Raw genomic sequence first — 24694 nt, 5'->3', positions numbered from 1 at the left:
CCGGCTTTTCACTTCGGTTCGCTGCGGCAATTCGCCACCCCCCGAGGGGGAGGCCCGGCGGCGGCCGGATCTCCTATTGGGCTCGCCGTATGAAAGCTTCGATCTCGCTGGCGACGAACCGGGGCTGCTCATGGATCAGCCAGTGCGTCGCGCCCGGCACCTTCTTGAGATCGAGTTTCGGCACGTAGTCTTCCAGCCCTTCGAGCAAGCCCGGCAGCAGGGCCGAATCGTCGAGCGCCCACAGCACGAAGGTCGGCGCGGCGACCGTGAGCCGTTCGCGCGGCAGCGTGGGGATCTGGGGTGCCGGCTGGCCGGGCACGGCCGGCTTCATCGGCGTGACGCGATAGAGGTTGCAGGCGCCCGTCAGGCCAGCGTTCCAGACCTCGCGGTACTGGTTCTTCACATCCTCGGTGAGCCAGCCGAAGCCGTCCGGCCCTGCCTTCATCAGCGTGAAGAAGGGCCACATGCGTCGATAGTCGTCGGCCGAGAGCAGGGCTTCGGCATCGGGCCGGGCCAGAAAGTTCATGTAAGCGCTCGCGGCCTGCTGCGCCGGGTTGTTCAGCAATTCGCGCGTGAAAGTACCCGGATGCGGCGAATTGATGATCACCAGCCTGCCGAGCTTTTCGCCGTGCTGGTTGGCGTAGCCCCAGCCGAAGGCGCCGCCCCAGTCATGCGCGACCAGGACCTCGATCTTTCCTTCAGGGTTTTCGGTCGCGGCGAGTTCGGCGACGTCCTGCACCAGCAGATGGGCGCGGTAGGCGGACACCTCGGTGGGCGAACTCGATTTCTCGAAGCCGCGCAGGTTGGGCGCGATGCAGCGGAATCCGCCGTGCTCGGGTTGCGCGAAGTAATCGAGCAGTGCGTCCCAGATGAAGGCGGCCTCGGGAAAGCCGTGCAGGAACACCATCAGCGGGCGTCCCGGCGTGCCGGTCGCGCGGCAACTGAGGGTGGTGCCGTTGGGCAGCTTGCGGGCAAAAGTCTCGATCACGGGTTGTCTCCTTCTTGCTCTTGGTTGGATGTCTCGGATTCAGCCAGAGAGGAGAGTCGCCGTTACCGATCCCTCAGCCCTGTTCGTCGACCTGTGCTGGCGGCTCCGCGGGCTGCTCGCCCTCCGGGTGTACCCAGCGCCAGAGCAATTCGGCCGCTTCGTCCACGCCCTGCTGTTTCAGCGCCGAGAACAGTTTGACCTCGCCGCCGCCGGCCTGCAGTCGCGCAATCGACAGTGCCTTGGCGCCGTCCGAACGCGTGAGCTTGTCCGCCTTGGTCAGCAGCACCAGGAACTTGAGCCCTTGCTCGACCCTGGGGCGAATGACATCCAGCAGGATCTCGTCCAGTTCGGTGAGGCCGTGGCGCGGATCGCACATCAGCACGACGCCACGCAGGCTCTCGCGCGTCATCAGGTAGTTGCCCATCACGCGCTGCCAGCGCAGCTTGGCTTCACGGGGCACGGCCGCGTAGCCGTAGCCCGGAAGGTCGGCCAGCAGCGCGTCGTCGACCTTCTGCTTGCCGACGCCAAACAGGTTGATGTGCTGCGTCCGGCCGGGCGTCTTCGATGCGAAGGCCAGGCGCGTCTGTTGCGTGAGCGTGTTGATCGCCGTCGATTTACCGGCGTTTGAGCGGCCGACGAAGGCGATCTCGGGCAGGTCGAAAGGCGGCAAATGCTCCAACTGGGGCGCGCTGGTGAGGAAGTGGGCGGTGTGCAGCCAGCCCCGGGCGACGCGGGCGCGTTCGGCGGCCGCGGCGTCCACGGCCGGAGCCGTGCGGGAGTAGGGTGCGGCCGGCTTGCGCGGCGGGGTGGTCATCAATGAGCTTTCGGAACGGGGCGCCATTGTAGAATCGCCGGGTTTTGCGCCCTAAATCTAAGCCCCCGATATGAAGTTGTTTGCCAATTTTCTGCTTGCAGCCCTGTTGGGCGTCGCCGCCAGTGCCAGCTTCGCCGCCGACGAGCATGCCGCCAAGCCGGCAGCCGAGGCGCCCCCCAAGGCGGCCAAACCCGATCCGGCCAAGGGCGAGACCATCTTCAATGCCACGCCGGCCAACAGCCAAAGCTGCGCCTCGTGCCACAACGCCGACGGCAATTCGGCCATTGCGGCAAATCCCAAGCTGGCGCAGCAGCATCCCGAATACATCCTCAAGCAGCTTCAGGACTTCAAGTCCGGCAAGCGCAAGAGCGCGATCATGAAGCCGATGGCGGCGGCCCTGTCGGACGAAGACATGCGCAACATTGCGTGGTTCGTAGGCTCCAAGAAGATCAAGACCGGTTATTCGAAGGAAAAAGACCTGGTCGCGCTGGGTGAACGCATCTTCCGCGGCGGCGTTGCGGATCGCCAGATTCCGGCCTGCGCAGGCTGCCACAGTCCAGACGGCGCCGGCATTCCGGCCCAATACCCGCGCCTCGGCGGTCAGCATGCCGATTACACGGTGGCGCAACTCGTCCAGTTCCGCGACAACATCCGCCTGAATTCGGCGCCAATGAACGGTGTGGCCGCCAAGCTCAATGACCGCGAAATCAAGGCTGTGGCCGACTACATTGCCGGCCTGCGCTGATTTGCAGCGGTTCAGCGTGAACTAACCGCCGATAACAAACCCCAAACAAGGCGGGCCGATCCAGTAAGGATGGCCCGCCTTTTTTGCTTCCCACGGTTCGCTCCTCATGTCAGTTTCCACCCACGGCCTTCGAGTCCGTCGCGGTCCCCAAGTGGTCCGCGCGGCGGTGGAGCTGCTGTCGTCGATGCGCTTCGCGATCGCGTTGCTGACGATCATCTGCATCGCATCGATCATCGGCACCGTGCTCAAGCAGCACGAGCCCATCAACAACTACATCAACCAGTTCGGGCCTTTCTGGGCCGAAGTGTTCCGCGCGGCGAAGCTCGATTCGATCTACAGCGCCTGGTGGTTCCTGCTGATCCTTGCGTTCCTCGTGATCAGCACGTCGCTGTGCATCGCCCGCAACACGCCGCGCATCCTGTCGGACCTGAAGACCTACAAGGAAGGCATCAGGGTCCAGAGCCTCAGGGCCTTCGGCCAGCGGGCCGAGACGGTGCTCGACGAGACACCGGACACGGCCGCCAATCGCATCGGCCAGTTGCTGGCCACCGGCGGCTGGAAGGTCAAGCTCCAACACCGCGATGGCGACGGCTGGATGGTGGCGGCGCGCGCAGGCGGGGCGCACAAGCTCGGCTACATCGCCGCGCACGGCGCGATCGTGCTGGTGTGCATCGGAGGCCTGCTCGACGGCGATTTGATCGTGCGGGCGCAGACCTGGTTCGCCGGCAAGAGCGTCTACACCGGCGGCGGCCTCATTGCCGATGTGCCGCCCCAACATCGCCTTTCGCCGCGCAACCCGACCTTCCGCGGCAACATCCTGGTGCCCGAGGGCGCGCAGTCGAGCGTCGCCATCCTCAACCAGTCGGATGGGGTGCTGCTGCAGGATCTGCCTTTCTCCATCGAACTGAAGAAATTCATCGTCGACTACTACTCCACCGGCATGCCCAAGCTGTTCGCGAGCGAGGTGGTGCTTCACGATCGCGAAACGGGCAAGCAGATCCCGGCGCGCATCGAGGTGAATCACCCGGCGAGCTACAAGGGCATCGAGATCTACCAGTCGAGCTTCGACGACGGCGGCTCGACCGTGAAGCTGAAGGCCGTGCCGATGGCTGCCGCGGCCAAGCCCTTCGAGGTCGAAGGCACGATCGGTGGCAGCTCCGAAATCACCAATGGCACCGACCGGCTTACGCTGGAGTACACCGCGCTGCGCGTGATCAACGTCGAGAACTTCGGTGAGAGCGCCGGCGGCGCGATGACGAGCGGCGCCGACGTGCGCAAGGTCGATTTGCACAACAGTCTTGAATCGCGCCTGGGTGCGGCGAACAAGACCAACAAACCGAAGGTGCTGCGCAACATCGGGCCTAGCGTCGGCTACAAGCTGCGCGATGCTGCCGGACAGGCGCGTGAGTATCAAAACCACATGGTTCCGGTCGACACCGGCGACGGACAGCCAGTCTTCCTGCTCGGCATGCGCGAACGGCCAGAGGAGCCGTTCCGCTACCTGCGCGTGCCGGCCGACGAACAGGGGTCGATGGAGACCTTCGTGCGCATGCGTGCGACGCTGGCCGATGACGACGCACGTGCGCGGGCCATCGACCGCTACATCGTGCGAGCGACCGATCCGAAGCGTCCTGAACTCGCCAACCAGCTTCGCTCCTCTGCCGCGCGTGCGCTGGCGCTGTTCGCTGGCGCCGAGCGCGCCAAGACCGATGCCGTGAGCACCGGCGGCTGGCAGGCCATCGCCGAATTCATGGAAGCCAACATTCCTGAGGGCGAGCGGGAGCGCGCCGGGGCGGTGCTGGTGCGCATCCTCAACGACGTGCTGTTCGAGGTGCTCAACGTGAGCCGCGAGAAGGCCGGTCTCGCGGCGATGCCGTCTGACGAAAAGACGCAGACCTTCCTCACCCAGGCAGTGCTGGCCATCAGCGATGCCCATTTCTATCCTGCCCCGGTGGCGTTGATGATGACGGACTTCAAGCAGGTGCAGGCCAGCGTGTTCCAGGTCGCCCGAGCCCCTGGCAAGAACATCGTTTACCTAGGGTGCCTGTTGCTGATCATCGGCATTTTTGCGATGCTGTATGTGCGCGAGCGCAGGCTGTGGGTCTGGCTGGCGAAGGACGATGCCCACCCGCGCGGCACGGCGGCCACCATGGCCTTTTCGGTCAATCGCAAGACCATGGACAGCGATCGTGAATTCGAGCACCTGAAAGAAAAGCTGCTCGCCATCAGGAAAGACACGGCGTCATGACTACCACCACCCTCACGCTCAACGACAGCTGGTTTTCGCGCCGCAACGCCTTCGACTGGATCTTCGCGGTCCTGGTGGCGGCGGGCGGATTTTTTGCGTTCTCGCGCTACGCCGGGTCAATGGACTACTACGAGAAGACCATCCTCGTGGCCGCCATTCCAGCGGCGATCTGGCTGGGTTGGTTCTGGCGGCCGCTGCGCGTGCTGGCGATCGTGGTCGCCTGCGCGGCGCTGCTGGCCATCTTTTCCTATCAGGGCGACCTGGCGCGGGCCGACTCGGTGTTCTGGCTCAAGTACTTCCTGTCTAGCCAGTCCGCAATCCTCTGGATGAGCGTGCTCTTCTTCATGAGCACCCTGTTCTACTGGATCGGCTTCTTCGGCGGCAAGCAGGGCGACACGATGGACCTGATCGGCTCGCGCCTCGCGTGGGCTGCCGTCACCATGGCGCTGATCGGCACGATGGTGCGTTGGTACGAAAGCCATCAGCTCGGCCCGGACATCGGCCACATTCCGGTCAGCAACCTCTACGAGGTGTTCGTCCTTTTCTGCTGGCTGACCGCGGCCTTCTATCTGTATTTCGAATCTCGCTACGGTACGCGTGCGCTGGGTGCGTTCGTGATGCTGGTGGTGAGCGCGGCGGTCGGTTTCCTGCTCTGGTACACGCTGGTGCGCGAAGCCCATGAAATCCAGCCGCTGGTGCCGGCGCTGCAGAGCTGGTGGATGAAGCTGCACGTGCCGGCCAATTTCATCGGCTACGGCACTTTTTCGTTGGCGGCGATGGTCGCGTTCGCCTATCTCATCAAGGAGCAGGCGAGTGAGACGCGCTGGTACAAGCTCACGCCGATCTGGCTGCTGGGCGTGGCGCTGTGTTTCGTGCCGGTGGCGTTCCGCCAGCGGGTGCAGGAGGCCGGCGGAAGCTACTGGGTGGGCTACGCGGCGATATCGGCGCTGATCGCCGCAGGCATTCTGCTGGGCCGCAAGCGCATTGCAGCACGCCTGCCGGCCAATGAAGTGCTGGATGACGTGATGTACAAGTCCATCACGGTCGGCTTCGCGTTCTTCACGATTGCCACCGTCCTTGGCGCCCTGTGGGCGGCCGATGCATGGGGTGGCTACTGGAGCTGGGATCCCAAGGAGACTTGGGCGCTGATTGTCTGGCTCAACTATGCGGCCTGGCTGCACATGCGGCTGGTGAAGGGGCTGCGCGGCACCGTGGCGGCGTGGTGGGCCCTGGGCGGGCTGGCGGTGACGACCTTTGCCTTTCTCGGCGTCAACATGTTCCTGAGTGGCTTGCACAGCTACGGCACCTTGTAGGCGTCGGCGCGCGGAATTTTCCGGATGAAGTGAACCAAAGGCGCGTTCTTCGCGTAACCGGATCATCGTTGGCAACGAACTCATCTGGGCACAGCAATTCAGGCGAAAGGCAACCATGTTGATTCAATCCCGTGACAACGGCTTCATCCACCCGCATTCGAGCGAGATCACTCCGCGGGGCGTCTACGAAGGCCGGCGCGACATGCTCAAGTGGCTGGCCGGCGGCGCGGCCGGTGCGGCCATGGCGTCATGGGCCGCCCGCGACGCACTGGCGCAAGTTGCGGCGCCGGGCAAGCTGGCGCCATTGCCGGGCGCGAAGTCGACTGTCCCTGGCGCACAGACCATGGAAAAGGTCAGCGACTACAAGGACGTGACCAGCTACAACAACTACTACGAGTTCGGTACCGACAAGGGCGACCCGGTCAAGAACGCCGGCACGCTCAAGACGAAGCCGTGGACCGTCGAGGTCGAAGGCCTCGTCAAGAAGCCCGGCAAATACGGCATCGAGGATCTGATCAAGCTCAGCGCACAGGAAGAACGCATCTACCGGCTGCGCTGCGTCGAAGGCTGGTCAATGGTCATTCCGTGGGTAGGCTATTCGCTGGCCGAGCTCATCAAGAAGGTCGAGCCGCAGGGCAATGCCAAGTACGTCGAGTTCATCACCCTCGCGGATCCCAAGACCATGCCCTTCGTCGGTTCGCGCATCCTCGACTGGCCCTATGCCGAGGGGCTGCGCATGGACGAGGCGATGCATCCGCTCACGCTGCTGACCTTCGGCATGTATGGCGAGGTGCTGCCCAACCAGAACGGCGCGCCGGTACGCATCGTGGTGCCATGGAAGTACGGCTTCAAGAGTGGCAAGTCGATCGTCAAGATCCGCTTCGTTGAGAAGGAACCCGGCACCGCCTGGAACAAGGCCGCGGCACAGGAATACGGCTTCTATTCCAACGTGAACCCGAACGTGGACCATCCGCGCTGGAGCCAGGCGACCGAGCGCCGCATCGGCGATGGCGGCGGGCTGTTCGCCAAGCGAACCAAGACGCAGATGTTCAACGGCTACGAAGCGCAGGTCGGCCAGCTCTACGCGGGCATGGACCTGAAGAAGTTCTACTGAGCCGGGCCTGTCGTGAACAAGCTCCTGATGCATCCGGCGGCCAAGCCGCTGGTGTTCGTGCTGTGCCTGCTGCCCTTCGCGTGGCTGTTCTACGGTGCACTCACCAACGGGCTGGGCGCCAATCCGGCGGAGCACCTGATCCGCTCGATGGGCGACTGGACGCTTCGATTCATCTGCATCGTGCTGGCCGTCACGCCGCTGCGGGTGATCACCAAGTTGAATTCGCTGGCGCGCTTCCGGCGGATGCTGGGCTTGTTCGCATACTTCTATGTCGTCGTGCACCTGCTGAGCTACAGCTGGTTCGACATGGGTTTCGACGTACCCGAGATCGCGAAGGACATCGCCAAGCGACCATTCATCCTGGTGGGGTTCTCTGCCTTTGTGCTGCTTACGCCGCTGGCCGCGACCTCGTTCAACCGGGCCATCAAGGCGTTGGGGGCCAAGCGGTGGCAGACGCTCCACAAGCTGGTGTATGTCATCGCCGGGCTCGGCCTGTTGCACTTCTTCTGGATGCGCGCCGGCAAGAACAACTTCTCCGAAGTGTTTGTTTACGCCACGATCATCGCAGTGCTCCTCGGGTGGCGTGTATGGAACTACGCCAGCAAGAAGCCGCGACCCAGTGGCGCGCTCAGTCGGCCAGCCGCTCGCTGAGCAACTGGTCGTCGATGGTCTCGCGGCGACGAATCAGGGTGGCGCGTCCGCCGCTGACCAACACTTCGGGCGCACGCCCGCGAGTGTTGTAGTTGCTGGCCATCGCCATGCAATAGGCGCCTGCGGAAAGCACCGCGAGGAGGTCGCCCGATTGCACCTTCAATGCGCGGTCGCGGCCGATCCAGTCACCGCTTTCGCAAACGGGGCCCACGACATCGTAGGTGACGACATGGGCGTCGGCGCGTTCCGCTGCCACCGGGACAATCTGGTGAAAGGCCTGGTACATCGCCGGTCGAGGCAGGTCGTTCATCGCCGCATCGACGATGCAGAAGTTCTTGTCTTCGCCAGGCTTCGTGTAGAGCACCTCGGTCACGCACACACCCGCGTTGCCGACCAGCGAACGTCCGGGTTCGACGATCAACCGGCGCTGGCCGAAGCCTCGCGCGTCGAGGCGGGCAAGAAGCTGGTGCCAGAGCGCATCGGCAGCGGGCGGCGTGTCGCCGTTGTAGTCGATGCCGAGTCCGCCCCCGAAGTCCAGGTGGTGCAGCGCAATGCCCGTCTTCTCGATGGCTTCGACGAGGTCGAGCACGCGCTCCAGCGCCTCCAGATAGGGCGAGGCGTCGGTGATCTGCGAGCCGATGTGGCAGTCGATGCCGACCACCTTCAAGCCCTTCAGCGACGCGGCGTGCTGATAGATCGCGACCGCGCGGTCATGGGCAATGCCGAACTTGTTGCCCTTCAGGCCGGTCGAGATGTAGGGATGCGTCTTAGGATCGACGTTGGGATTGATGCGCACGCTGATCGACGCGATGCGGCCTTCCTGGAGCGCAACTTCGTTGAGCACGTCGATTTCGGCTTCGCTTTCCACGTTGAAGCATCCGATGCCCGCTGCAAGGGCCTGGCGCATCTCGCCGCGCGTCTTGCCGACGCCGGAGAAGATCACCATGGCCGGGTTCGCGCCCGCTGCCAGCACGCGCGCGAGTTCACCGCCGGAGACGATGTCGAAACCGCAGCCGGCTTCGGCGAAGACGCGCAGGACACCGAGCGACGAGTTCGCCTTGATCGCATAGCAAACCATGGCGTCGCGACCCTCGAACCCGCGCTGGTAGGCGGCCAGGGCATCGAGCATCCATTGCCTGGAGTAAACGAAGAGGGGAGTGCCGTGCTCGCGAGCGAGTGCGGAGAGCGCCTGGCCTTCGACATGCAGGACGCCGTCCTTGCGTGCGACGTGCGGGTGGCCTGGGAGGTGCGCGGGAGTGTTCATTCCACATTCCCCTTCTTGGCCGGGGCGCCGCTGGCTGGCGCGGGGGCCTGTGCGGGCTTGGCCGCCGCGTCCTGTGCGGAAGATGAGCCTGGCAGCAGCAATTCCGGCAGCGTCGCGCGGTTTTTTGCGGCAGCTTCCGTCGGGAGGTAAAGCGCACCTCTCTGGCCGCAGGCGGTCAGGCCGACCCCAACGAGCGCGAGGCCTACGGCGCTCACTAGAATTTGGCGAACATTCAACATGGCGAAATTGTAATGACCGACCCCGAGTACATGGACCGCGCGGAAGCAGCGCTTGCGGCGATCGAACGAAGCTGCGATCGCATCAACGACGAGACCGACGTCGATATCGACAATCAGCGTGTGGGCGGCATGATCACGATCACCTTCGGCAACGGCAGCCAGTTGATCGTCAATCTCCAAAAACCGTTGCAGGAAATCTGGCTGGCGGCTCGTTCTGGCGGTTATCACTACCGCCACGACGGCCGTGCCTGGGTCGACACCAAGACGAACGAGGAATTCTTCGGCAATCTGTCGCGCGAAGCGACGCTGCAAGCCGGCCAGGCGCTCGAGTTCGCGGCTGCCTGACCGATCAATTGCGGAAGAGATCGAGGATGCGGTTGCGCTCTTCCGGCGCGGGCGCAGCGCCGATGGGGGCGCCCGAGATCGCCTCAGCCGGCGGCGTCGGCCCGGTCTCTACGCCCAGCGCCGCGACGCCGCGGCCCGGTGCATAGTCGTCGTAGTACCACTCGCCGCCGACGTTGACCACGCCGGAAGGCGCGGGAACCTCGGCCACGGGAACGCCCTTGATGGCCGTCTCCATGTAGGTGATCCAAATCGGCAGGCTCAGGCCGCCGCCCGTTTCGCGATCGCCGAGCTTGCGCGGCGTGTCGTAGCCCATCCATGCCACGGCCGTCATGGTCGGCTGAAATCCGGCGAACCAGGCGTCCAGCGAATCGTTGGTGGTGCCGGTCTTGCCGTAGATGTCGGTGCGCTTGAGCGTGGCCTGTGCCTTGGCCGCGGTGCCGCCGCTCGCCACGGATTGCAGCAAGCTGTCCATGATGTACGCGTTGCGTTGCGGGATCGCACGCAGGGTTTCGTTGAGCAGTGGCGGCTGCTTGTCGACCAGGACCTTGTCCTTGTGGTCGGTCACGCGAGTTACGAGGTAAGGATTGACGCGGTAGCCGCCATTGGCGAACACCGAATACGCGGTCGCCATCTGCATCGGCGTGACGGAACCTGCGCCCAGTGCCATCGGCAGGTAGGCCGGATGCTTTTCACGTTCGAAGCCGAAATTGGTAATCCAGTCCTGTGCGTAGCGCGTGCCGATCGACTGCAGGATCCGGATCGAAATCATGTTCTTCGATTTCATCAGCGCGCGGCGCATGGACATCGGTCCCTCGAAATTGCCGTCGTAGTTCTTCGGCTCCCAGGGCTGGCCACCGGTCGTCCCCGCGTCGAAGAACAGGGGCGCGTCGTTGATCACCGTGCCGGGGGTGAAGCCCTTTTCGAGCGCGGCCGAATAGATGAACGGCTTGAAGCTGGATCCCGGCTGGCGCCATGCCTGCGTGACGTGGTTGAACTTGTTCTTGTCGAAGTCGAAGCCGCCGATCATGGCTTTCACGGCGCCGTCGCGCGGATCCATGGCGACGAAGGCGCCTTCCACCTCGGGGAGCTGGGTGATTTCCCATGCGCCCTTCGGTGTCTTGGCGACCCGGATCACCGCGCCGCGGCGAATCTTGATGTTGGGCGGTGCCTTGTCCGACAGCCCAGATTGGGCAGGCTTGAGGCCGTCGCCGACGATCTGCAGGGTGTCGCCATTGCCGCGCACCGCAGTGATCTCCTTGGTGCTGGCCTTCAACACCACCGCCGACATCACATCGCCGTTGTCCGGATGGTCGGCCAGCGCGTCATCAACTGCTTCGTCGAGTTCCTTCGGGTTGTTGGGCAGGTCGACGAACTTCTCGGGGCCGCGATAGATCTGGCGGCGCTCGTAGTCCATGATGCCCTTGCGCAGGGCCCGGTACGCCGCGGCCTGATCGGCAGCGACGAGCGTGGTGTAGACCTTGAGTCCGCGTGTGTAAGTGCTGTCGCCGTACTGCGCATACATCAGCTGCCGCACGGTCTCGGCGACGTATTCGGCGTGCAGGCGAGTCGGGTCCGCCGCGTCCCGCAGGTGCAGCTCTTCCTTCTTGGCTTCGGCCGCCTGGTCGGCCGTGATGAATCCGGCTTCCTGCATGCGGTCGATCACATACAACTGACGCCCGCGTGCGCGTGCTGGGTTGTTGACCGGGTTGTTGGCTCCGGGCGCCTTCGGCAATCCGGCCAGCATGGCCGCCTGCGCGATCGTGATGTCCGACAACGGCTTGCCGAAATAGGCCTCCGATGCCGCCGCAAACCCGTAAGCGCGATTGCCCAGGTAAATCTGGTTCAGATAGATCTCGAGGATCTGGTCCTTGGTGAGCAGATGCTCCAGCTTGAAGGTCAGCAGAACCTCATAGATCTTGCGGGTCAGTGTTTTTTCGGAGCTTAGATACACATTCCGCGCCACCTGCATCGTGATGGTCGAGGCCCCCTGGCTCTTGACCCGATTCATGTTCGCGAGGCCGGCGCGCAGCATGCCCTTGTAGTCGACGCCACCATGGTCGTAGAAGCGGGTGTCCTCGGCAGCCAGGACGGCATCTTTCATCACCTTCGGGATGGTCGAGATGGGCGTCAGATTGCGGCGCTCTTCGCCGAATTCACCGATCAAGATGCCTTCGGAGGAAAAAACACGCAGTGGCAACTTAGGGCGGTAATCCGAAAGTTCGGATATGTCGGGCAAGTTCGGATAGGCGACTGCCAGGGCAACGGCGATCACACAGATCACGGCAACAGCGCCCGCCGCGGCGATCCCCAGAGCCCACAATACGATGCGCATCAGCCAGGTCAACCAGGTTGAGCGTTTGGGCTTGGAAGAGGGGGCCTTGGATGGCCCTTTGGGTCGAGTTGTTTCGGGCATTGAGGCTGTTGAAGTCAGCGAGCATTATAAAAACGTGGCTCTCCAAGACGGTCCGTCCGTAGCAGTTAGGACCCAAGTACTCTTATTTGTGACGTAAGTTGCAGATCGGAACCGTTACGTCGACTTTTGACAACGATTGACGCTGCACTGGGGATTCGCCGCTTGGTTGGCATTGTCCCTTGCTGCTAGCATGCAACCACTCGCAATTTTTTCCAATCGTTACAAACGGATGGGATCTAACTTGACTGCTCTGGGATCGTTGTTTCGCCGTCAGCCCGCGCCACTGCTCGGGTTAGACGTCAGTTCGTCCAGCGTCAAACTGGTCGAGCTTGGCCGTGACGCGAGCGGCAAGTTGGTACTCGAGCGATGTGCGATCGAGCCGCTCGAGCGCGGTTGGATCACGGACGGCAACGTGGAAAAGTTCGACGAAGTCGCCGAAGCCGTCCGCCGCGTCGTGCGCAAGAGTGGCACGCGGACCAAGAACGTCGCACTGGCCTTGCCGCCATCCGCCGTCATTACCAAGAAGATTGTCCTGCCGGGTGGCATGAGTGAGCAGGAACTCGAAATTCAGGTCGAGTCCGAAGCCAATCAATACATCCCCTTTTCGCTCGACGAAGTCAGCCTCGATTTCTGCGTCATCGGCCAAAGCGCCAATTCGGCAGGCGACGTCGAAGTGCTGATTGCAGCGTCCCGCAAGGAAAAGGTTCAGGACCGCCAGGGTTTGGCCGAGGCGTCCGGTCTGAAGGCTGTGATTCTGGATGTGGAGTCCTACGCTTCGCGCCTTGCGACGGCCCGCTTGATCGAGCAGCTTCCAGGCCAGGGTCGCGATGCGGTGGTTGCACTGTTCGAAGTGGGTGCCTTCACGACCAGCATGCAGGTTCTGCGGAACCAGGAAGTGCTTTACGACCGTGACCAGGCTTTCGGCGGCGCTCAGCTCACGCAGCTCATCGTTCGACAATATGGTTTCTCTGCTGAGGAGGCCGAAGCCAAGAAGCGGAGCGGGGAATTGCCTGACGACTATGGATCGGGAGTCCTCAAGCCTTTTGTGGCGAGCATCGCGCAGGAAATTGCGAGGGCGCTTCAGTTCTTCTTTACCAGTACGCCGCACAATCGCGTCGACTACGTCTTGCTGGCAGGGGGCTCGGCTGCACTGCCAGGCCTGACGAGCGCAGTCACGCGCCAGACTTCCTTTGCCTGCTCGCTCGTAAATCCGTTCGATGGAATGGAAATCGGCAGCGGAATCCGTGAGAAGAAGGTACGACGCGAAGCGCCGTCCTATCTGACATCGTGCGGCCTCGCGATGCGGAGGTTTCTGCAGTGATCTTGATCAACCTGCTCCCGCACCGGGAGGCTGCGCGCAAGCGCCGGCGCGAGTCCTTCTACGCCACGCTGGGACTGTCCGCAGTATTGGGTGGTGTCATCGCCGGACTGGCATTTCTCTGGTACCAGGCCCAGATTTCCGGCCAGCAGTCGAAGAACGGCCTGTTGCAGTCCGCGATCACGAAGCTAGAAGCGGAAATCAAGGAAATCTCGACCCTGCAGGCCGAAATTGCCGCCTTGAGAGCCAGGCAACAAGCCGTCGAGGACCTGCAGGGCGACCGCAATATGCCCGTCCATTTGCTCAATGAACTCGTTCGGCAGTTGCCCGACGGGGTCTACCTGACAAGCATGAAGCAGGACAACCAGGCCGTCACGCTGCAAGGCATGGCCCAATCCAACGAGCGCGTGTCCGAGCTGCTTCGCAATCTTGGCAACAACAGCCCGTGGCTGGTCAAGCCGGAACTCATTGAAATCACGTCGGGCAATGTCAGCCTGAGCCCGCGCGATCAGCGTCGCGTCGCGAACTTCACGATGCGCATCGGCCTCAAGCGACCCACCGAGGCACAGAAAGCCGCCGCACCAGCGGGCAAGGCTGCGGCGCCTGCACCCAAAGGATAGGCGTTCATCATGGCAACAAAACGCTCATCCCCGAAGATCGATCTCGCGACCGCCATGCGGCGCTTCGGTCAGCAGTTCCAGGGCCTCAATCCGAACGATCCCTCGGTCTGGCCGGCAGTTCCGCGATACGCCTTGTGCGTCGCAGTCGCGGCGATGGTGCTGGTGGCCTTGTGGTTCGTGTGGCTCACCAATTCGAACGACGAACTCGAAGCCGAGCGCGCCAAGGAAGTCACGCTCAGGGCGGACTACCAGAAGAAGGTCGCGCAGGCCGCCAATCTCGAGTTGCTGAAGAAGCAGCGCGAGCAGGTCCAGCAATACGTCACGCTCCTCGAAAAGCAGCTGCCGAGCAAGGCGGAAATGGATGCCCTGCTTTCGGACATCAACCAGGCGGGCCTCGGGCGCAGCCTGCAGTTCGAGTTGTTCCGCCCAGGCCAGATTTCGGTCAAGGATTACTACGCCGAACTGCCAATCGCCGTGCGCGTGACGGGTCGCTATCACGACATGGGCGCCTTTGCCGCTGACGTTGCAAACCTTTCCCGCATCGTGACCTTGAACAACCTGTCCGTCACGCCGCAGAAGGATGGAGGCCTGGTCATGGACGCGACGGCCCGGACCTATCGTTATCTGGATGAGGAAGAACAAGCCATGCAGAAACGAGCTGCCGCGGAGGCAAAGAAGAAATGAGATCGCTCCGTTTTCTCTGGCTTGGCGTGGCCGCGGTCAGCCTGAGCGGCTGCTTCGGCTCCGAGCAGGAGGATCTTCAGCGCTGGATGGACAACGAGCGGGCGCAGGTTCGCCCGACGGTGCCGCCCATCACCGAGCCGAAGAAATTCACGCCCCAGGCTTACACGGAAGGCGCGGTCATCGAGCCTTTCAACATGCAGAAGTTGACGCAGGCACTGCGCCGCGACTCGAGCCAGCCCAGCACCTCTGGTCTGATTGCACCGGAACTCACGCGTCGCAAGGAGGCCCTGGAGGCCTTCCCGCTCGATTCGATGGCGATGGTGGGCAGCCTGAACCGAAACGGACAGCCGGTCGCGCTGATCAGTGTCGACAAGCTGCTCTATCAGGTTCGGATGGGCAACTATCTGGGACTCAACTACGGGCGCATTACCCGTATCAGTGAAACCGAACTCGCCTTGCGTGAAATCGTGCAGGACGCCGCCGGTGAATGGATTGAACGCGTGGCGACTCTGCAGTTGCAAGAGAGGACGAAATGAATCAACAAAAATCAATGTTCGCACGCTGGCTGCGCGTTGCCGGTGCGGCTGTCCTCGCGTTGAGCGCGGCGGCCGCCGCTCATGCGCAGAATGCCATCGAATCGGTCACGAGCTCGATGCAATCGGGCGCCGAGGTCATTCGGATCGACTTCACCCAGCCCCTCACGGCGCCGCCGGCGGGCTTTGCCATTCAATCGCCGGCGCGCGTTGCCCTCGATTTCCCCGGTGTGACGAACGCGATCGGCCGGTCGGCGATCGAGGTCAACCAAGGCAATCTGCGTTCGGTGAATGTCGTTCAGGCTGGCGAACGGACGCGCCTGGTGCTGAACCTCAAGCAAGCCACTGCGTACAAGACAGAGATCCAGGGCAAGTCCCTTCTGGTCTCGCTGGAACCTGTGCCGGGTGCCGCCCTGGTCGCTTCGATGCCCTCCGCGTTCGCGGAGAACCGGAACCGTGACACCTTGCCGTTGCGCGACGTCGATTTCCGCCTGGGTTCGGACAACACCGGCCGCGTGATTGTCGATCTGGCTAACAACCAAGTGGGCGTCGACATCCGCCAGCAAGGCAAGAACCTCGTGGTCGAGTTCACGAAATCGACCTTGCCGGAAGGCCTGCGCCGCCGGCTCGACGTTTCGGATTTCGGCACGCCCGTTCAACTCGTGACGACGCAGCAAGCGGGTGACCGCGTGCGGATGACCATCGAGCCCAAGGGAGACTGGGAGCACAGCGCCTATCAGAGCGAAAACCAGTTCGTCGTTGAAGTCCGCCCCCGCAAGGTCGACCCGACCAAGCTGACGCAGGGCGTTGGCTACACGGGTGAAAAGCTCTCGCTGAACTTCCAGAACATCGAAATCCGTTCGCTACTTCAGGTGATTGCCGACTTCACGAACTTCAACATCGTGACATCCGATTCCGTGACCGGAGCGCTCACGCTTCGGCTGAAAGATGTGCCCTGGGATCAGGCGCTGGACATCATCATGCAGGCGAAAAACCTGGGCATGCGCAAGAACGGCAGCGTTCTGTGGATCGCGCCCAAGGACGAAATCAACGCGAAGGAAAAGCTGGAGTTCGAGGCGCAGGCCGCCATCCAGAACCTGGAGCCGCTTCGCACCCAGTCGTTCCAGCTCAACTACACCAAGGCGGTTGCGATTGCCGCGGGCCTGACGGGTACCGGCGCAGGCGCGGGCAGCGGTGGCGGTGCAGGCACGGCCTCTCGCATCCTGAGCCCCCGCGGTAGCGTGATCGCCGAGTCCCGAACCAATCAGCTCTTCGTTTCGGACATCCCGTCGCGTCTGACCCAGGTGGCTGAGTTGATCCAGAAACTGGACGTTCCGGTGCGCCAGGTGCTGATCGAGGCTCGCATCGTCGAAGCGTCGGACACCTTCGGCAAGTCGCTGGGCGTCAAACTGGGCGGCGGCATTATCAATACGAATGGCACGATTGGTGCGAACCCAATCGTGACGCCGAATCCGGTTGTCAACGGCGTTTTCGCCAACCAGCCCACTGCGACCACGGTCTTCACGGGTTCCAACTTCGTGAACCTGCCCTCCACTGGCGTCGCGGGGAACGGCAATTCGCCGGGCACCTTTGCTATTTCACTTTTCAATTCGAGCCTGTCGAGAATTCTCAACCTGGAGATCTCGGCGTTGGAGGCTGACGGCAAGGGCAAGGTGGTCTCGAGTCCACGCGTGGTCACGGCCGATCAGACGAAGGCGCTGATCGAACAGGGCACTGAACTCCCTTATCAGGTCGCGACCTCGAGCGGTGCCACCTCCATTGCCTTCCGCAAGGCGAATCTCAAGCTCGAAGTGACCCCTCAGATCACCCCCGAGGGCAACATCATTCTGACGCTGGACGTCAACAAGGACACGGTGGGTCAAGCCACAACGGCCGGCTTTGCCATCAATACGAAGCACGTCCAAACGGAAGTGCTGGTTGAAAACGGCGGCACGGTCGTCATCGGCGGAATCTTCGAATTGACTGAAGCAGTCGATGAGTCGCGCATTCCGGTACTCGGAGAGGTCCCCTATTTGGGCGGACTTTTCCGGACGCGGAATCGCACGGCGAACAAGACGGAAATGCTTGTCTTCATCACGCCGAAGATGATCACCGACCGCAACGCGGCTCGCTAACCAAATTCAAGACCAAGTTCAAGGGAACCGATGAGATACAGGAATATTCTGGCCGCCACGCTGGTAGCGGGGGCATTGATTTCGTGCGGCGGCGGCGGTAGCCCGGGCCTGCCTCCTGCGACGGCGCCTGCCACTGGGACTGGCGGATCGACCGACCAGCCCGCAGTTGCTACGGCGAAGGTCACGGTCGATGTGCTGAACGGAAGTGGGACATCCACCACCTCTATTTCTGGCGTGGAAATCGCTCAGGTCAAGGCGGTGTTGAAGGATGCCAACGGGGCCCCAGTGCCTGGAGCCATCGTGACCTTCAGTGAAGCTAGTGGGTCACTGTTGACGTATGCGCCTGCCTCCAAGACAGCATTGACGGACACAACCGGCGCAGCCGTCGTGGAAATCCGTGCAGCCTCATCGTCGAACACAGGCGCAACGACCGTTGCCGCAGGCGCCATGGTCGGGGGAGCAACTGTCACCGCGCAAAAATCAATCGCTATCACGAGCGCACCGTCCACCGGTGCGGTTGATCCGCAGGTGCTGGCGAATGCGATCAGCTTCCTGAGCGTCGATCCAGCGGATAAGTCGATCGTGCTTCAAGGGTCCGGCGGCACTGGTCGTCTGGAATCCGCAACGCTCCGGTACCGGGTCGTGGACACCAACAACAGTCCCGTGAAGGGAGCTCAGGTGGCATTTACGGTCAGCCCACCCAACGATGTGACGCTCAACATCCCGAATGCGGTCAGCGATTCGGACGGTGTTGTGGTCACGACGGTGTCCTCGAAGAGCACCCCGACTGCGGTCCGCGTCACTGCGACCATCGCCGGCAAGGCGATCAGCTCACTGTCCGATCAGTTGACCGTGACTACGGGTGTCCCGACTCAGGCGGGTTTCGACCTGGCAGCCAGCAAGTACAACATGAACTCGAACCTGTCGGGTGATTCGTCGACCATCACCGTGAAGCTCCGTGATGCCAACGGCAATCCGGTGGCCGATGGTGTGCCGGTCGTGTTCACGGCCACCCATGGTGTGGTGGGTACGTCGGGTCGTGGCGGTTGCCTGACGTCCAATGGTGAATGCGCGGTGGAATTCCGCGTGCAGGAGCCGCGATCGGCCGATGGCGTATTGGCCCTCGTGACGGCATCGACACAACTTGGCGACGGTTCGACGATCGGCAAAGCACTCGACTTCCGCATGGTCGATGTTGGTTTGCTCGACGTGTTCATCGCTGCAACCGGTGGAAGCGCGATCCCTAAATTGGGGGGCGTAGCTAGGGTGGGGGGAATGTCCACTTGTGATGCGACAACGTTCACCTTCTACGTTGGAACCCCAGGGAACTTCCCGCCGGCCGCAGGCACAACGATCGCGCTGAAGCCGATTACGGCAGGATTGACAGCAACACTGGTCTCGGCGTCGCCGGTTCAAGATCAACTGAGCAATCCGCCGACCCGGGAACGGCTGGTCTTCCAGCTTGCTCAGGGTGCGCCGCTCTGCCCACAAGGTGGTACGCCGTCTCATGCCGAATTCGACATCAGTTTCACCATCGGCGGCATCACGATGACGCGTAGCCTGTCGGTGAACTGAGGCGGCAGACGTAAGAGCAAAGAGGCGGCAAATTTGCCGCCTCTTTTTTCGCCTGAATCCGCGGCCGTGGGCGGTGATATCTTCGCAAGCTATGCATTCCGCCGTGCCCCGCGTTCGCCTCCCCTCTGCCTTTAGCCCCGCGCTCCCCGCCCGCGCAGATGAATAACATGGCGGTCGCACTCGTCGGCTTGCCCGGCGCCGGCAAATCCGCAGTGGGCCGGCGCCTCGGGCAACGTCTCCAGCTCCCCTTCATTGACAGCGATCACGTGATCGAAGAGCGGATAGGCTGCTCGATCCGCGACTATTTCGAGCGCGAGGGGGAAGGGAGCTTCCGTGATCTCGAACAAGCCGTCATCGCGGAACTCGCGGCGGCGCCGCATGGCATCGTGGCGACGGGCGGAGGAGCCGTGCTGCGGGAAGCCAACCGTGCGGCCTTGCGATCGGGTTTCCATGTGATCTACCTTCGATCGGCGCCCGAGGACTTGTTCCGGCGTCTGCGCCATGACGTCAAGCGGCCGCTGCTGCAGGTTGCGGACCCGCTCGGGCGCCTGCGTGAGCTCTACGACGCGCGAGACCCCCTCTATCGCGAGGCCGCGCACGACATCGTCGAGACAGGGCGGCCGACGGTCGCGATGCTCGTCAACATCATCGTTATGCAGCTCGAACTGGCGGGCATCGCTTCGCCGCCCCCGGGCGAGGATCTTCCCGACTGAGAGAGTGTGTTTCGGCGTGCACCTAAACTCGGGGCATGCCTTTGTCCGCCTCCCCTGAACGCGTCGAGATCGAACTCGGCGAGCGCAGCTACTCGATCCTGATCGGCGCCGGCCTGCTCCACGAGCCGGGTCATTTCGCGACGTTGCCCTCTGCAGCGACCGCCCTGATCGTCACCAACACAACGGTCGCGCCCCTCTATGCAAAGGCGCTGCAAACAACGCTGGCGGGCCGCTTCCGCGCGGTCCATGTGCTTGAACTGCCGGATGGCGAGGCCTACAAGGACTGGCAGACCCTGAACCTGATCTTCGATGCGCTCCTCGGCCATGGCAGCGACCGCAAGACCGTGCTTTTTGCGCTGGGCGGTGGCGTTGTCGGCGACATGACCGGCTTTGCGGCTGCCAGCTACATGCGAGGCGTGCCCTTCGTCCAGGTGCCGACCACCTTGCTGGCGCAGGTCGATTCCTCCGTTGGAGGCAAGACGGCGATCAATCACCCGCTCGGGAAGAACATGATCGGGGCGTTCTACCAGCCTCGTCTCGTGCTGTGCGATCTCTCGACCCTGGAGACACTGCCGCCGCGAGAGATGAGTGCCGGCCTAGCCGAGGTCATTAAGTACGGGCCCATCCACGACATGGAGTTCCTCGACTGGATCGAGGCCCACATCGACGCCCTGGTCGCGCGCGATCCTTCGGCGCTGGCGCATGCCGTCAAGCGCAGTTGCGAGATCAAGGCGGCCGTCGTTGGCCAGGACGAACGGGAAACGGGTCTGCGCGCGATTCTCAATTTCGGCCATACCTTCGGTCACGCGATCGAATCGGGGCTTGGCTATGGTGAGTGGCTGCACGGCGAGGCGGTGGGTTGCGGCATGGTCATGGCCGCGCATTTGTCGCAGCGGCTCGGCGGCATCGACGCTGCCTTCGTGCAGCGACTCACTGCGCTGATCCAGCGCGCGGGTCTGCCCGTCGTCGCACCTGCGCTCGGTGCGGAGCGCTATCTGGAATTGATGCGCATCGACAAGAAATCGGAGGCTGGCGAGATCCGTTTTGTCGTGCTGGACAAGCCCGGTTCAGCCATCATGCGTGGCGCTCCCGATGCGATGGTGCGCGAGGTGCTTGCGCAATGCTGCGCCGCCTGAATTCTCGGCTGGGCTGCGCAGCATGAGCCTCGCGCCCTACGCCTCCGATCCCGCCATGTCGCGCGGACGCAGGCACCCCGAACTGCCGGCGCCCACGCGCGATGCGTTCCAGCGCGATCGCGACCGCATCGTGCATTCGACGGCGTTCCGCCGCCTTGTCTACAAGACGCAGGTATTCCTGAATCACGAAGGGGATCTGTTCCGCACGCGGCTCACCCATTCGCTCGAAGTCGCGCAGCTCGGCCGCTCGATCGCACGCGCGCTCCGACTCAACGAGGATCTGGTCGAAGCGATCGCCCTGGCGCACGACCTTGGCCACACGCCCTTCGGGCACGCCGGCCAGGATGCGCTCGATGAGTGCATGCGGGAGCACGGAGGGTTTGAACACAACCTGCAGAGCCTGCGTGTCGTGGATGAACTCGAGCATCGCTACCCGCAGTACGACGGCCTCAACCTGAGCTTCGAGACGCGCGAAGGCATTCTCAAACACTGTTCGCGTGCCAATGCAGAGCGCATCGAGGCCGCCGAGCCGGGCGGCGTGGCGCGACGATTCTGTGACCGCACGCAGCCGGGGCTGGAAGCGCAGTTGTGCAACCTTGCCGACGAGATCGCCTACAACGCTCATGACATCGACGATGGCGTGAGATCGGGGCTGATCAGCATCGAGCGATTGAGCGAGGTGGCCTTGTTCGATCGCTATCGCCGCGAGGCGCTGGCGGAGTATCCGCAGCTTCATGGACGACGGGTTCTCTACGAGACGATCCGGCGGATGCTCAGCGCGCAGGTCTATGACGTGATCGATGCGACGCGCGGTGCGCTCGAGGTCACGGCGCCGGCCGATGCGGATGCTGTCCGCCGCGCGACGCCGCTGGTGCTCTTCAGCAAGGCCATGCGGTCCGAATCGACCGACCTCAAGCGCTTCCTTTTTCACAACTTGTATCGGCACGAACGGGTGATTCAGACGGCCAATCAGGCGCAAGGGGTGGTTCGCGCTTTGTTCGCCGCATACCTCGATGCGCCGGCGGAGATGCCGGAGGGATACGGGCAGCGCGAGGACCGACATCGCGCGGTGGCGGACTATATTGCCGGGATGACCGATCGATTCGCGATCCGTGAATACGAGCGGCTCACGGGGCGACGGTGGGTCGAATGAGCGGCGTGTCGATCCCGCGGGCCCGCATTCCCGCCTCGGCGCTGGCCGTCGTGGCCGCAGGAGTTGCCGCCGCGTTGCATCTGGGCAAGTTGCCGCCGGCGGTGCCTGCCTTGCAAGCGAGCCTGGGCATCGGATTGGTCGAAGCGGGTTTCCTCCTGTCGCTTGTCCAGGTTGCGGGCATGACGCTCGGCATCTTCGTCGGACTGGCCGCGGACACGATCGGATTGCGGCGCAGCATGCTCGCCGGGTTGGTGGTGGTCACCATCGCGAGCGTTCTTGGCGGACTGGTGGGGGTCTGGGTTGCAGACGGCGCGCAGGCTTTGCCTTGGTTGCTGGCCCTTCGGGCGCTCGAAGGCGTTGGATTTCTCCTGGCAGTGATGCCGGGGCCCGGGCTGGTCCGGGCGATGGCGCCGCCCGAGTCCGAGAAGGCGGCGCTCGGATTGTGGGGCGCCTACATGCCGCTCGGCGTGGCTTTGGCCCTCCTGCTGGGACCCGCGCTGATCGCCTGGGCAGGCTGGTCGGGATGGTGGTGGGCCCTGTCCGCTGTCTCAGCGGCGGCGGCGATCTGGGTGGCGCTCGCGGTGCCCGGTGACAACGCGCGGCAGGCGATGGTTGCATCGTCGACGGAAAGTTGGTCATTGCGGCTGCGCGGCACCGTCGGTGCGAGCGCGCCATGGACCTTGGCGCTTGCCTTTGCCGTCTACTCCTCGCAATGGATGGCCGTGATCGGCTTCCTGCCGGCGATCTACGCCGACGCTGGCGTGCCAAGCGCCTGGAACGCGGCGCTGACCGCTCTTGCGGCGGCGACCAACATCGTTGGCAACGTGACGGGCGGCCGACTGCTCCAGCGCGGCGTGGCACCCGATCGCCTGCTGCGCTGCGGCTTCGTCGTCATGGCGCTCGGCAGCATGGCTGCTTTTGCGCAGTTCGGCGGTGTCGACGATGCGCTGAGCCTGCCGCCGGCGCTGCGTTACCTGGCGGTCTGCATGTTCTCGCTGGGCGGCGGGGTCGTGCCCGCCACCTTGTTCATGCTGGCGGTGCGGCTTGCGCCGGGGCCTTCGACCGTGTCGACCACCGTCGGAATGATGCAGCAGGCATCGTCACTGGGCCAGTTCATCGCGCCGCCGTTCGTTGCGTGGATCGCGCACCGCGCAGGCGGCTGGCAGTGGACGTGGACCTTCACGCTGGCGTGCTCGCTGATGGGCTTGGCGCTCGCGGCGCGGCTGTCGCCTGCCATCGCGCGCAGGGGCGCCACATGAACTGCCCTGGCATTTCGTCATCGCAGGCCGAGGCTGATACTCGACGCTGGCTGGAGCGCGCGGTGATCGGGCTCAATCTCTGCCCCTTTGCGAAAGCGGTGCATATTCGAGGGCAAATTCACTACGCGGTCTACTTGCAGGGCGAAGAGGCCGAGCTGATCGACCTGCTGATTGCCGAGGCCAACGCGCTCGCCGCCTGCGAAGCTTCCGAACGGGACACCACACTTCTGATTGCGCCCAACATCTTGGCTGATTTTCTCGATTTCAATGATTTCACGGCGCGTGCCGAGCGGCGCCTTGCGCGCGAGGGCTTCGAAGGCCAGTTTCAGCTCGCGAGCTTCCATCCGCACTTTCAGTTTGCCGGCACGGACGCCGACGACATCACGAACGCGACCAACCGCGCGCCGTATCCGACGCTGCACCTGCTGCGCGAGGACAGCGTGAGCCGTGCGGTCGACGCCTTCCCGGACGCCGAAGCCATCTTCGGCCGGAACATCGACACACTGGAAGCGCTCGGCGCTGAAGGCTGGACGGCCTTGGGCGTCGGCCCCGGAGGAGCCGCGCGATGAGCAAGGTTGCCAAAGCCGTGAAGGCTGAAGCGGAGGTCCTGAATGAGCTGCGACCGGGCCAGTCGGTCGAGTTGCTCAAGGAACTGCACATCCTCACGCGCGAAGGCCGGCTCAACCAGGACTCGCGCCGCAAGCTCAAGCAGGTCTATCACCTCTTCCAGTTCATCGAAAAGCTGCTTCGCGAATTGCCGGACGACGGCGCGCAGGCGACGCTGGCCGATCATGGGGCGGGCAAGTCGTACCTGGGCTTCATCATCTACGACCTGTTCTTCCGCGAGCGCGGCGGCGGGCACGTGTATGGAATCGAGACGCGGGCAGAGCTGGTCGAGCGGTCGCGCGACCTTGCCAAGCGCCTGGGTTTCGACCGCATGTCGTTCCTCAACCTCACAGTGGCCGAATCGGCCAGCGCGGCGGCCTTGCCGGCACGGATCGACGTGGTGACGGCGCTTCACGCCTGCGACACCGCGACCGACGATGCGATCGCGTTCGGGCTCGCGAAAAAGGCGCGCTTCATGGTGCTGGTGCCTTGCTGCCAGGCCGAGATTGCAGCCTGCCTGCGCCAGACCAAGGCGTTGGCGCTCTCTCGCACGCCATTGGCGGAACTCTGGCGCCATCCGTTGCACACGCGCGAGATCGGAAGCCAGCTGACCAACGTGCTGCGCTGTCTCTACCTCGAAGCCAACGGCTACCAAGTGACAGTCACGGAGCTGGTGGGTTGGGAGCACAGCATGAAGAACGAACTCATCATCGCGCGCCACACTGGGCAGCACAAAGCGAGTGCCGCGGCGCGGCTTCGCGAGTTGCTGGCCCAGTTCGGGCTGGAGTCGCTGATGGAGACGCGCTTTCGGTTGCCCTGAGCGCTCCG

General features: G+C 63.5%; 23 protein-coding genes. 18 read left to right on the top strand and 5 right to left on the bottom strand.

Translation table 11 applies throughout. The features are described from left to right. Positions 1 to 73: 73 nt before the first annotated feature. A complete protein-coding gene (locus QTI24_RS17915) occupies positions 74 to 988 on the bottom strand; it encodes an alpha/beta fold hydrolase (protein WP_286602229.1) in 915 nt (304 codons plus the stop codon). 73 nt (positions 989 to 1061) lie between these two features. Further along, positions 1062 to 1802 (bottom strand): ribosome biogenesis GTP-binding protein YihA/YsxC, encoded by a 741-nt coding sequence (gene yihA / locus QTI24_RS17910; protein WP_286602228.1) that lies wholly within the window; start codon positions 1800 to 1802, stop codon positions 1062 to 1064. Positions 1803 to 1872: 70 nt separating this feature from the next. Between yihA and QTI24_RS17905 the strand changes: the two genes are divergently transcribed. From QTI24_RS17905 to msrQ, 5 genes are all read left to right on the top strand, one after another. After that, on the top strand, positions 1873 to 2547 hold the full coding sequence (locus tag QTI24_RS17905; RefSeq protein ID WP_286602227.1) for a c-type cytochrome: 675 nt from the start codon (positions 1873 to 1875) through the stop codon (positions 2545 to 2547). 106 nt (positions 2548 to 2653) lie between these two features. Continuing rightward, the gene (locus QTI24_RS17900; protein WP_286602226.1) at positions 2654 to 4795 is read left to right on the top strand and encodes a cytochrome c biogenesis protein ResB; all 2142 of its coding nucleotides are present in this window, start codon (positions 2654 to 2656) and stop codon (positions 4793 to 4795) included. Then, on the top strand, positions 4792 to 6108 hold the full coding sequence (gene ccsB / locus QTI24_RS17895) for a c-type cytochrome biogenesis protein CcsB (RefSeq protein WP_286602225.1): 1317 nt from the start codon (positions 4792 to 4794) through the stop codon (positions 6106 to 6108). Before QTI24_RS17900 ends, ccsB begins: the two co-directional genes overlap by 4 nt. Positions 6109 to 6223: 115 nt before the next feature. Continuing rightward, the gene (gene msrP / locus QTI24_RS17890; RefSeq protein WP_286602222.1) at positions 6224 to 7222 is read left to right on the top strand and encodes a protein-methionine-sulfoxide reductase catalytic subunit MsrP; all 999 of its coding nucleotides are present in this window, start codon (positions 6224 to 6226) and stop codon (positions 7220 to 7222) included. 12 nt (positions 7223 to 7234) lie between these two features. Further along, entirely contained in the window at positions 7235 to 7873 is a 639-nt protein-coding gene (gene msrQ, locus QTI24_RS17885) for a protein-methionine-sulfoxide reductase heme-binding subunit MsrQ (RefSeq protein WP_286602221.1), read from the top strand. On the opposite strand, the gene lysA is transcribed toward msrQ, so the two are convergent. Then, positions 7851 to 9137, bottom strand: coding sequence for a diaminopimelate decarboxylase (lysA, locus tag QTI24_RS17880; RefSeq protein ID WP_286602220.1), 1287 nt, complete (start codon positions 9135 to 9137; stop codon positions 7851 to 7853). The genes msrQ and lysA overlap by 23 nt on opposite strands. After that, complete coding sequence (lptM, locus tag QTI24_RS17875) at positions 9134 to 9376, bottom strand: LPS translocon maturation chaperone LptM (RefSeq protein ID WP_286602218.1); 243 nt, start codon at positions 9374 to 9376, stop codon at positions 9134 to 9136. The genes lysA and lptM overlap by 4 nt, the downstream gene beginning before the upstream one ends. Before the next feature lie 12 nt (positions 9377 to 9388). Here lptM and cyaY point away from each other — a divergent pair, with 12 nt between their 5' ends. Then, positions 9389 to 9721 (top strand): iron donor protein CyaY, encoded by a 333-nt coding sequence (gene cyaY, locus QTI24_RS17870; protein WP_286602217.1) that lies wholly within the window; start codon positions 9389 to 9391, stop codon positions 9719 to 9721. Between the two features lie 4 nt (positions 9722 to 9725). Here cyaY and QTI24_RS17865 read toward each other — a convergent pair whose 3' ends face one another. Then, a complete protein-coding gene (locus QTI24_RS17865; RefSeq protein ID WP_503011276.1) occupies positions 9726 to 12134 on the bottom strand; it encodes a penicillin-binding protein 1A in 2409 nt (802 codons plus the stop codon). A gap of 241 nt (positions 12135 to 12375) precedes the next feature. On the opposite strand from QTI24_RS17865, the gene QTI24_RS17860 reads away from it, so the two are divergent. The 12 genes from QTI24_RS17860 to QTI24_RS17805 all read left to right on the top strand — a co-directional run bounded on the left by QTI24_RS17860 (position 12376) and on the right by QTI24_RS17805 (position 24686). Beyond that, positions 12376 to 13455: a pilus assembly protein PilM gene (locus QTI24_RS17860; protein ID WP_028249285.1), complete on the top strand. Its 1080-nt coding sequence runs from the start codon at positions 12376 to 12378 to the stop codon at positions 13453 to 13455. After that, the gene (locus tag QTI24_RS17855) at positions 13452 to 14072 is read left to right on the top strand and encodes a PilN domain-containing protein (protein WP_286602213.1); all 621 of its coding nucleotides are present in this window, start codon (positions 13452 to 13454) and stop codon (positions 14070 to 14072) included. The genes QTI24_RS17860 and QTI24_RS17855 overlap by 4 nt, the downstream gene beginning before the upstream one ends. Positions 14073 to 14081: 9 nt before the next feature. Further along, entirely contained in the window at positions 14082 to 14756 is a 675-nt protein-coding gene (locus QTI24_RS17850) for a type IV pilus inner membrane component PilO (RefSeq protein ID WP_286602210.1), read from the top strand. Next, on the top strand, positions 14753 to 15292 hold the full coding sequence (locus tag QTI24_RS17845) for a pilus assembly protein PilP (RefSeq protein ID WP_286602209.1): 540 nt from the start codon (positions 14753 to 14755) through the stop codon (positions 15290 to 15292). The genes QTI24_RS17850 and QTI24_RS17845 overlap by 4 nt, the downstream gene beginning before the upstream one ends. After that, a complete protein-coding gene (locus QTI24_RS17840) occupies positions 15289 to 17424 on the top strand; it encodes a type IV pilus secretin PilQ (protein ID WP_286602208.1) in 2136 nt (711 codons plus the stop codon). The genes QTI24_RS17845 and QTI24_RS17840 overlap by 4 nt, the downstream gene beginning before the upstream one ends. Positions 17425 to 17454: 30 nt before the next feature. Next, a complete protein-coding gene (locus QTI24_RS17835) occupies positions 17455 to 18999 on the top strand; it encodes an Ig-like domain-containing protein (protein ID WP_286602207.1) in 1545 nt (514 codons plus the stop codon). Positions 19000 to 19166: 167 nt separating this feature from the next. Then, entirely contained in the window at positions 19167 to 19712 is a 546-nt protein-coding gene (locus QTI24_RS17830) for a shikimate kinase (RefSeq protein WP_286602206.1), read from the top strand. 35 nt (positions 19713 to 19747) lie between these two features. Further along, on the top strand, positions 19748 to 20848 hold the full coding sequence (gene aroB, locus QTI24_RS17825) for a 3-dehydroquinate synthase (protein WP_286602205.1): 1101 nt from the start codon (positions 19748 to 19750) through the stop codon (positions 20846 to 20848). A 22-nt stretch (positions 20849 to 20870) separates the two neighbouring features. Further along, positions 20871 to 22001 carry a deoxyguanosinetriphosphate triphosphohydrolase gene (locus QTI24_RS17820; protein WP_286602204.1) on the top strand — a complete coding sequence of 377 codons (1131 nt, stop codon included), beginning with the start codon at positions 20871 to 20873 and terminating at the stop codon, positions 21999 to 22001. Beyond that, complete coding sequence (locus QTI24_RS17815) at positions 21998 to 23260, top strand: MFS transporter (RefSeq protein WP_286602203.1); 1263 nt, start codon at positions 21998 to 22000, stop codon at positions 23258 to 23260. Before QTI24_RS17820 ends, QTI24_RS17815 begins: the two co-directional genes overlap by 4 nt. After that, positions 23257 to 23829 (top strand): DUF1415 domain-containing protein, encoded by a 573-nt coding sequence (locus QTI24_RS17810; RefSeq protein WP_286602202.1) that lies wholly within the window; start codon positions 23257 to 23259, stop codon positions 23827 to 23829. The genes QTI24_RS17815 and QTI24_RS17810 overlap by 4 nt, the downstream gene beginning before the upstream one ends. Next, on the top strand, positions 23826 to 24686 hold the full coding sequence (locus QTI24_RS17805) for a class I SAM-dependent methyltransferase (RefSeq protein WP_286602200.1): 861 nt from the start codon (positions 23826 to 23828) through the stop codon (positions 24684 to 24686). Before QTI24_RS17810 ends, QTI24_RS17805 begins: the two co-directional genes overlap by 4 nt. Positions 24687 to 24694 lie beyond the last annotated feature (8 nt).

It is taken from the genome of Variovorax sp. J22P240 (assembly GCF_030316855.1).
In the GTDB taxonomy this organism is placed as follows: Bacteria; Pseudomonadota; Gammaproteobacteria; order Burkholderiales; family Burkholderiaceae_C; genus Variovorax.
The sequence above is the reverse complement of the archived record's forward strand: the minus strand, read 5'-3'. Positions and strand labels throughout refer to the sequence as shown.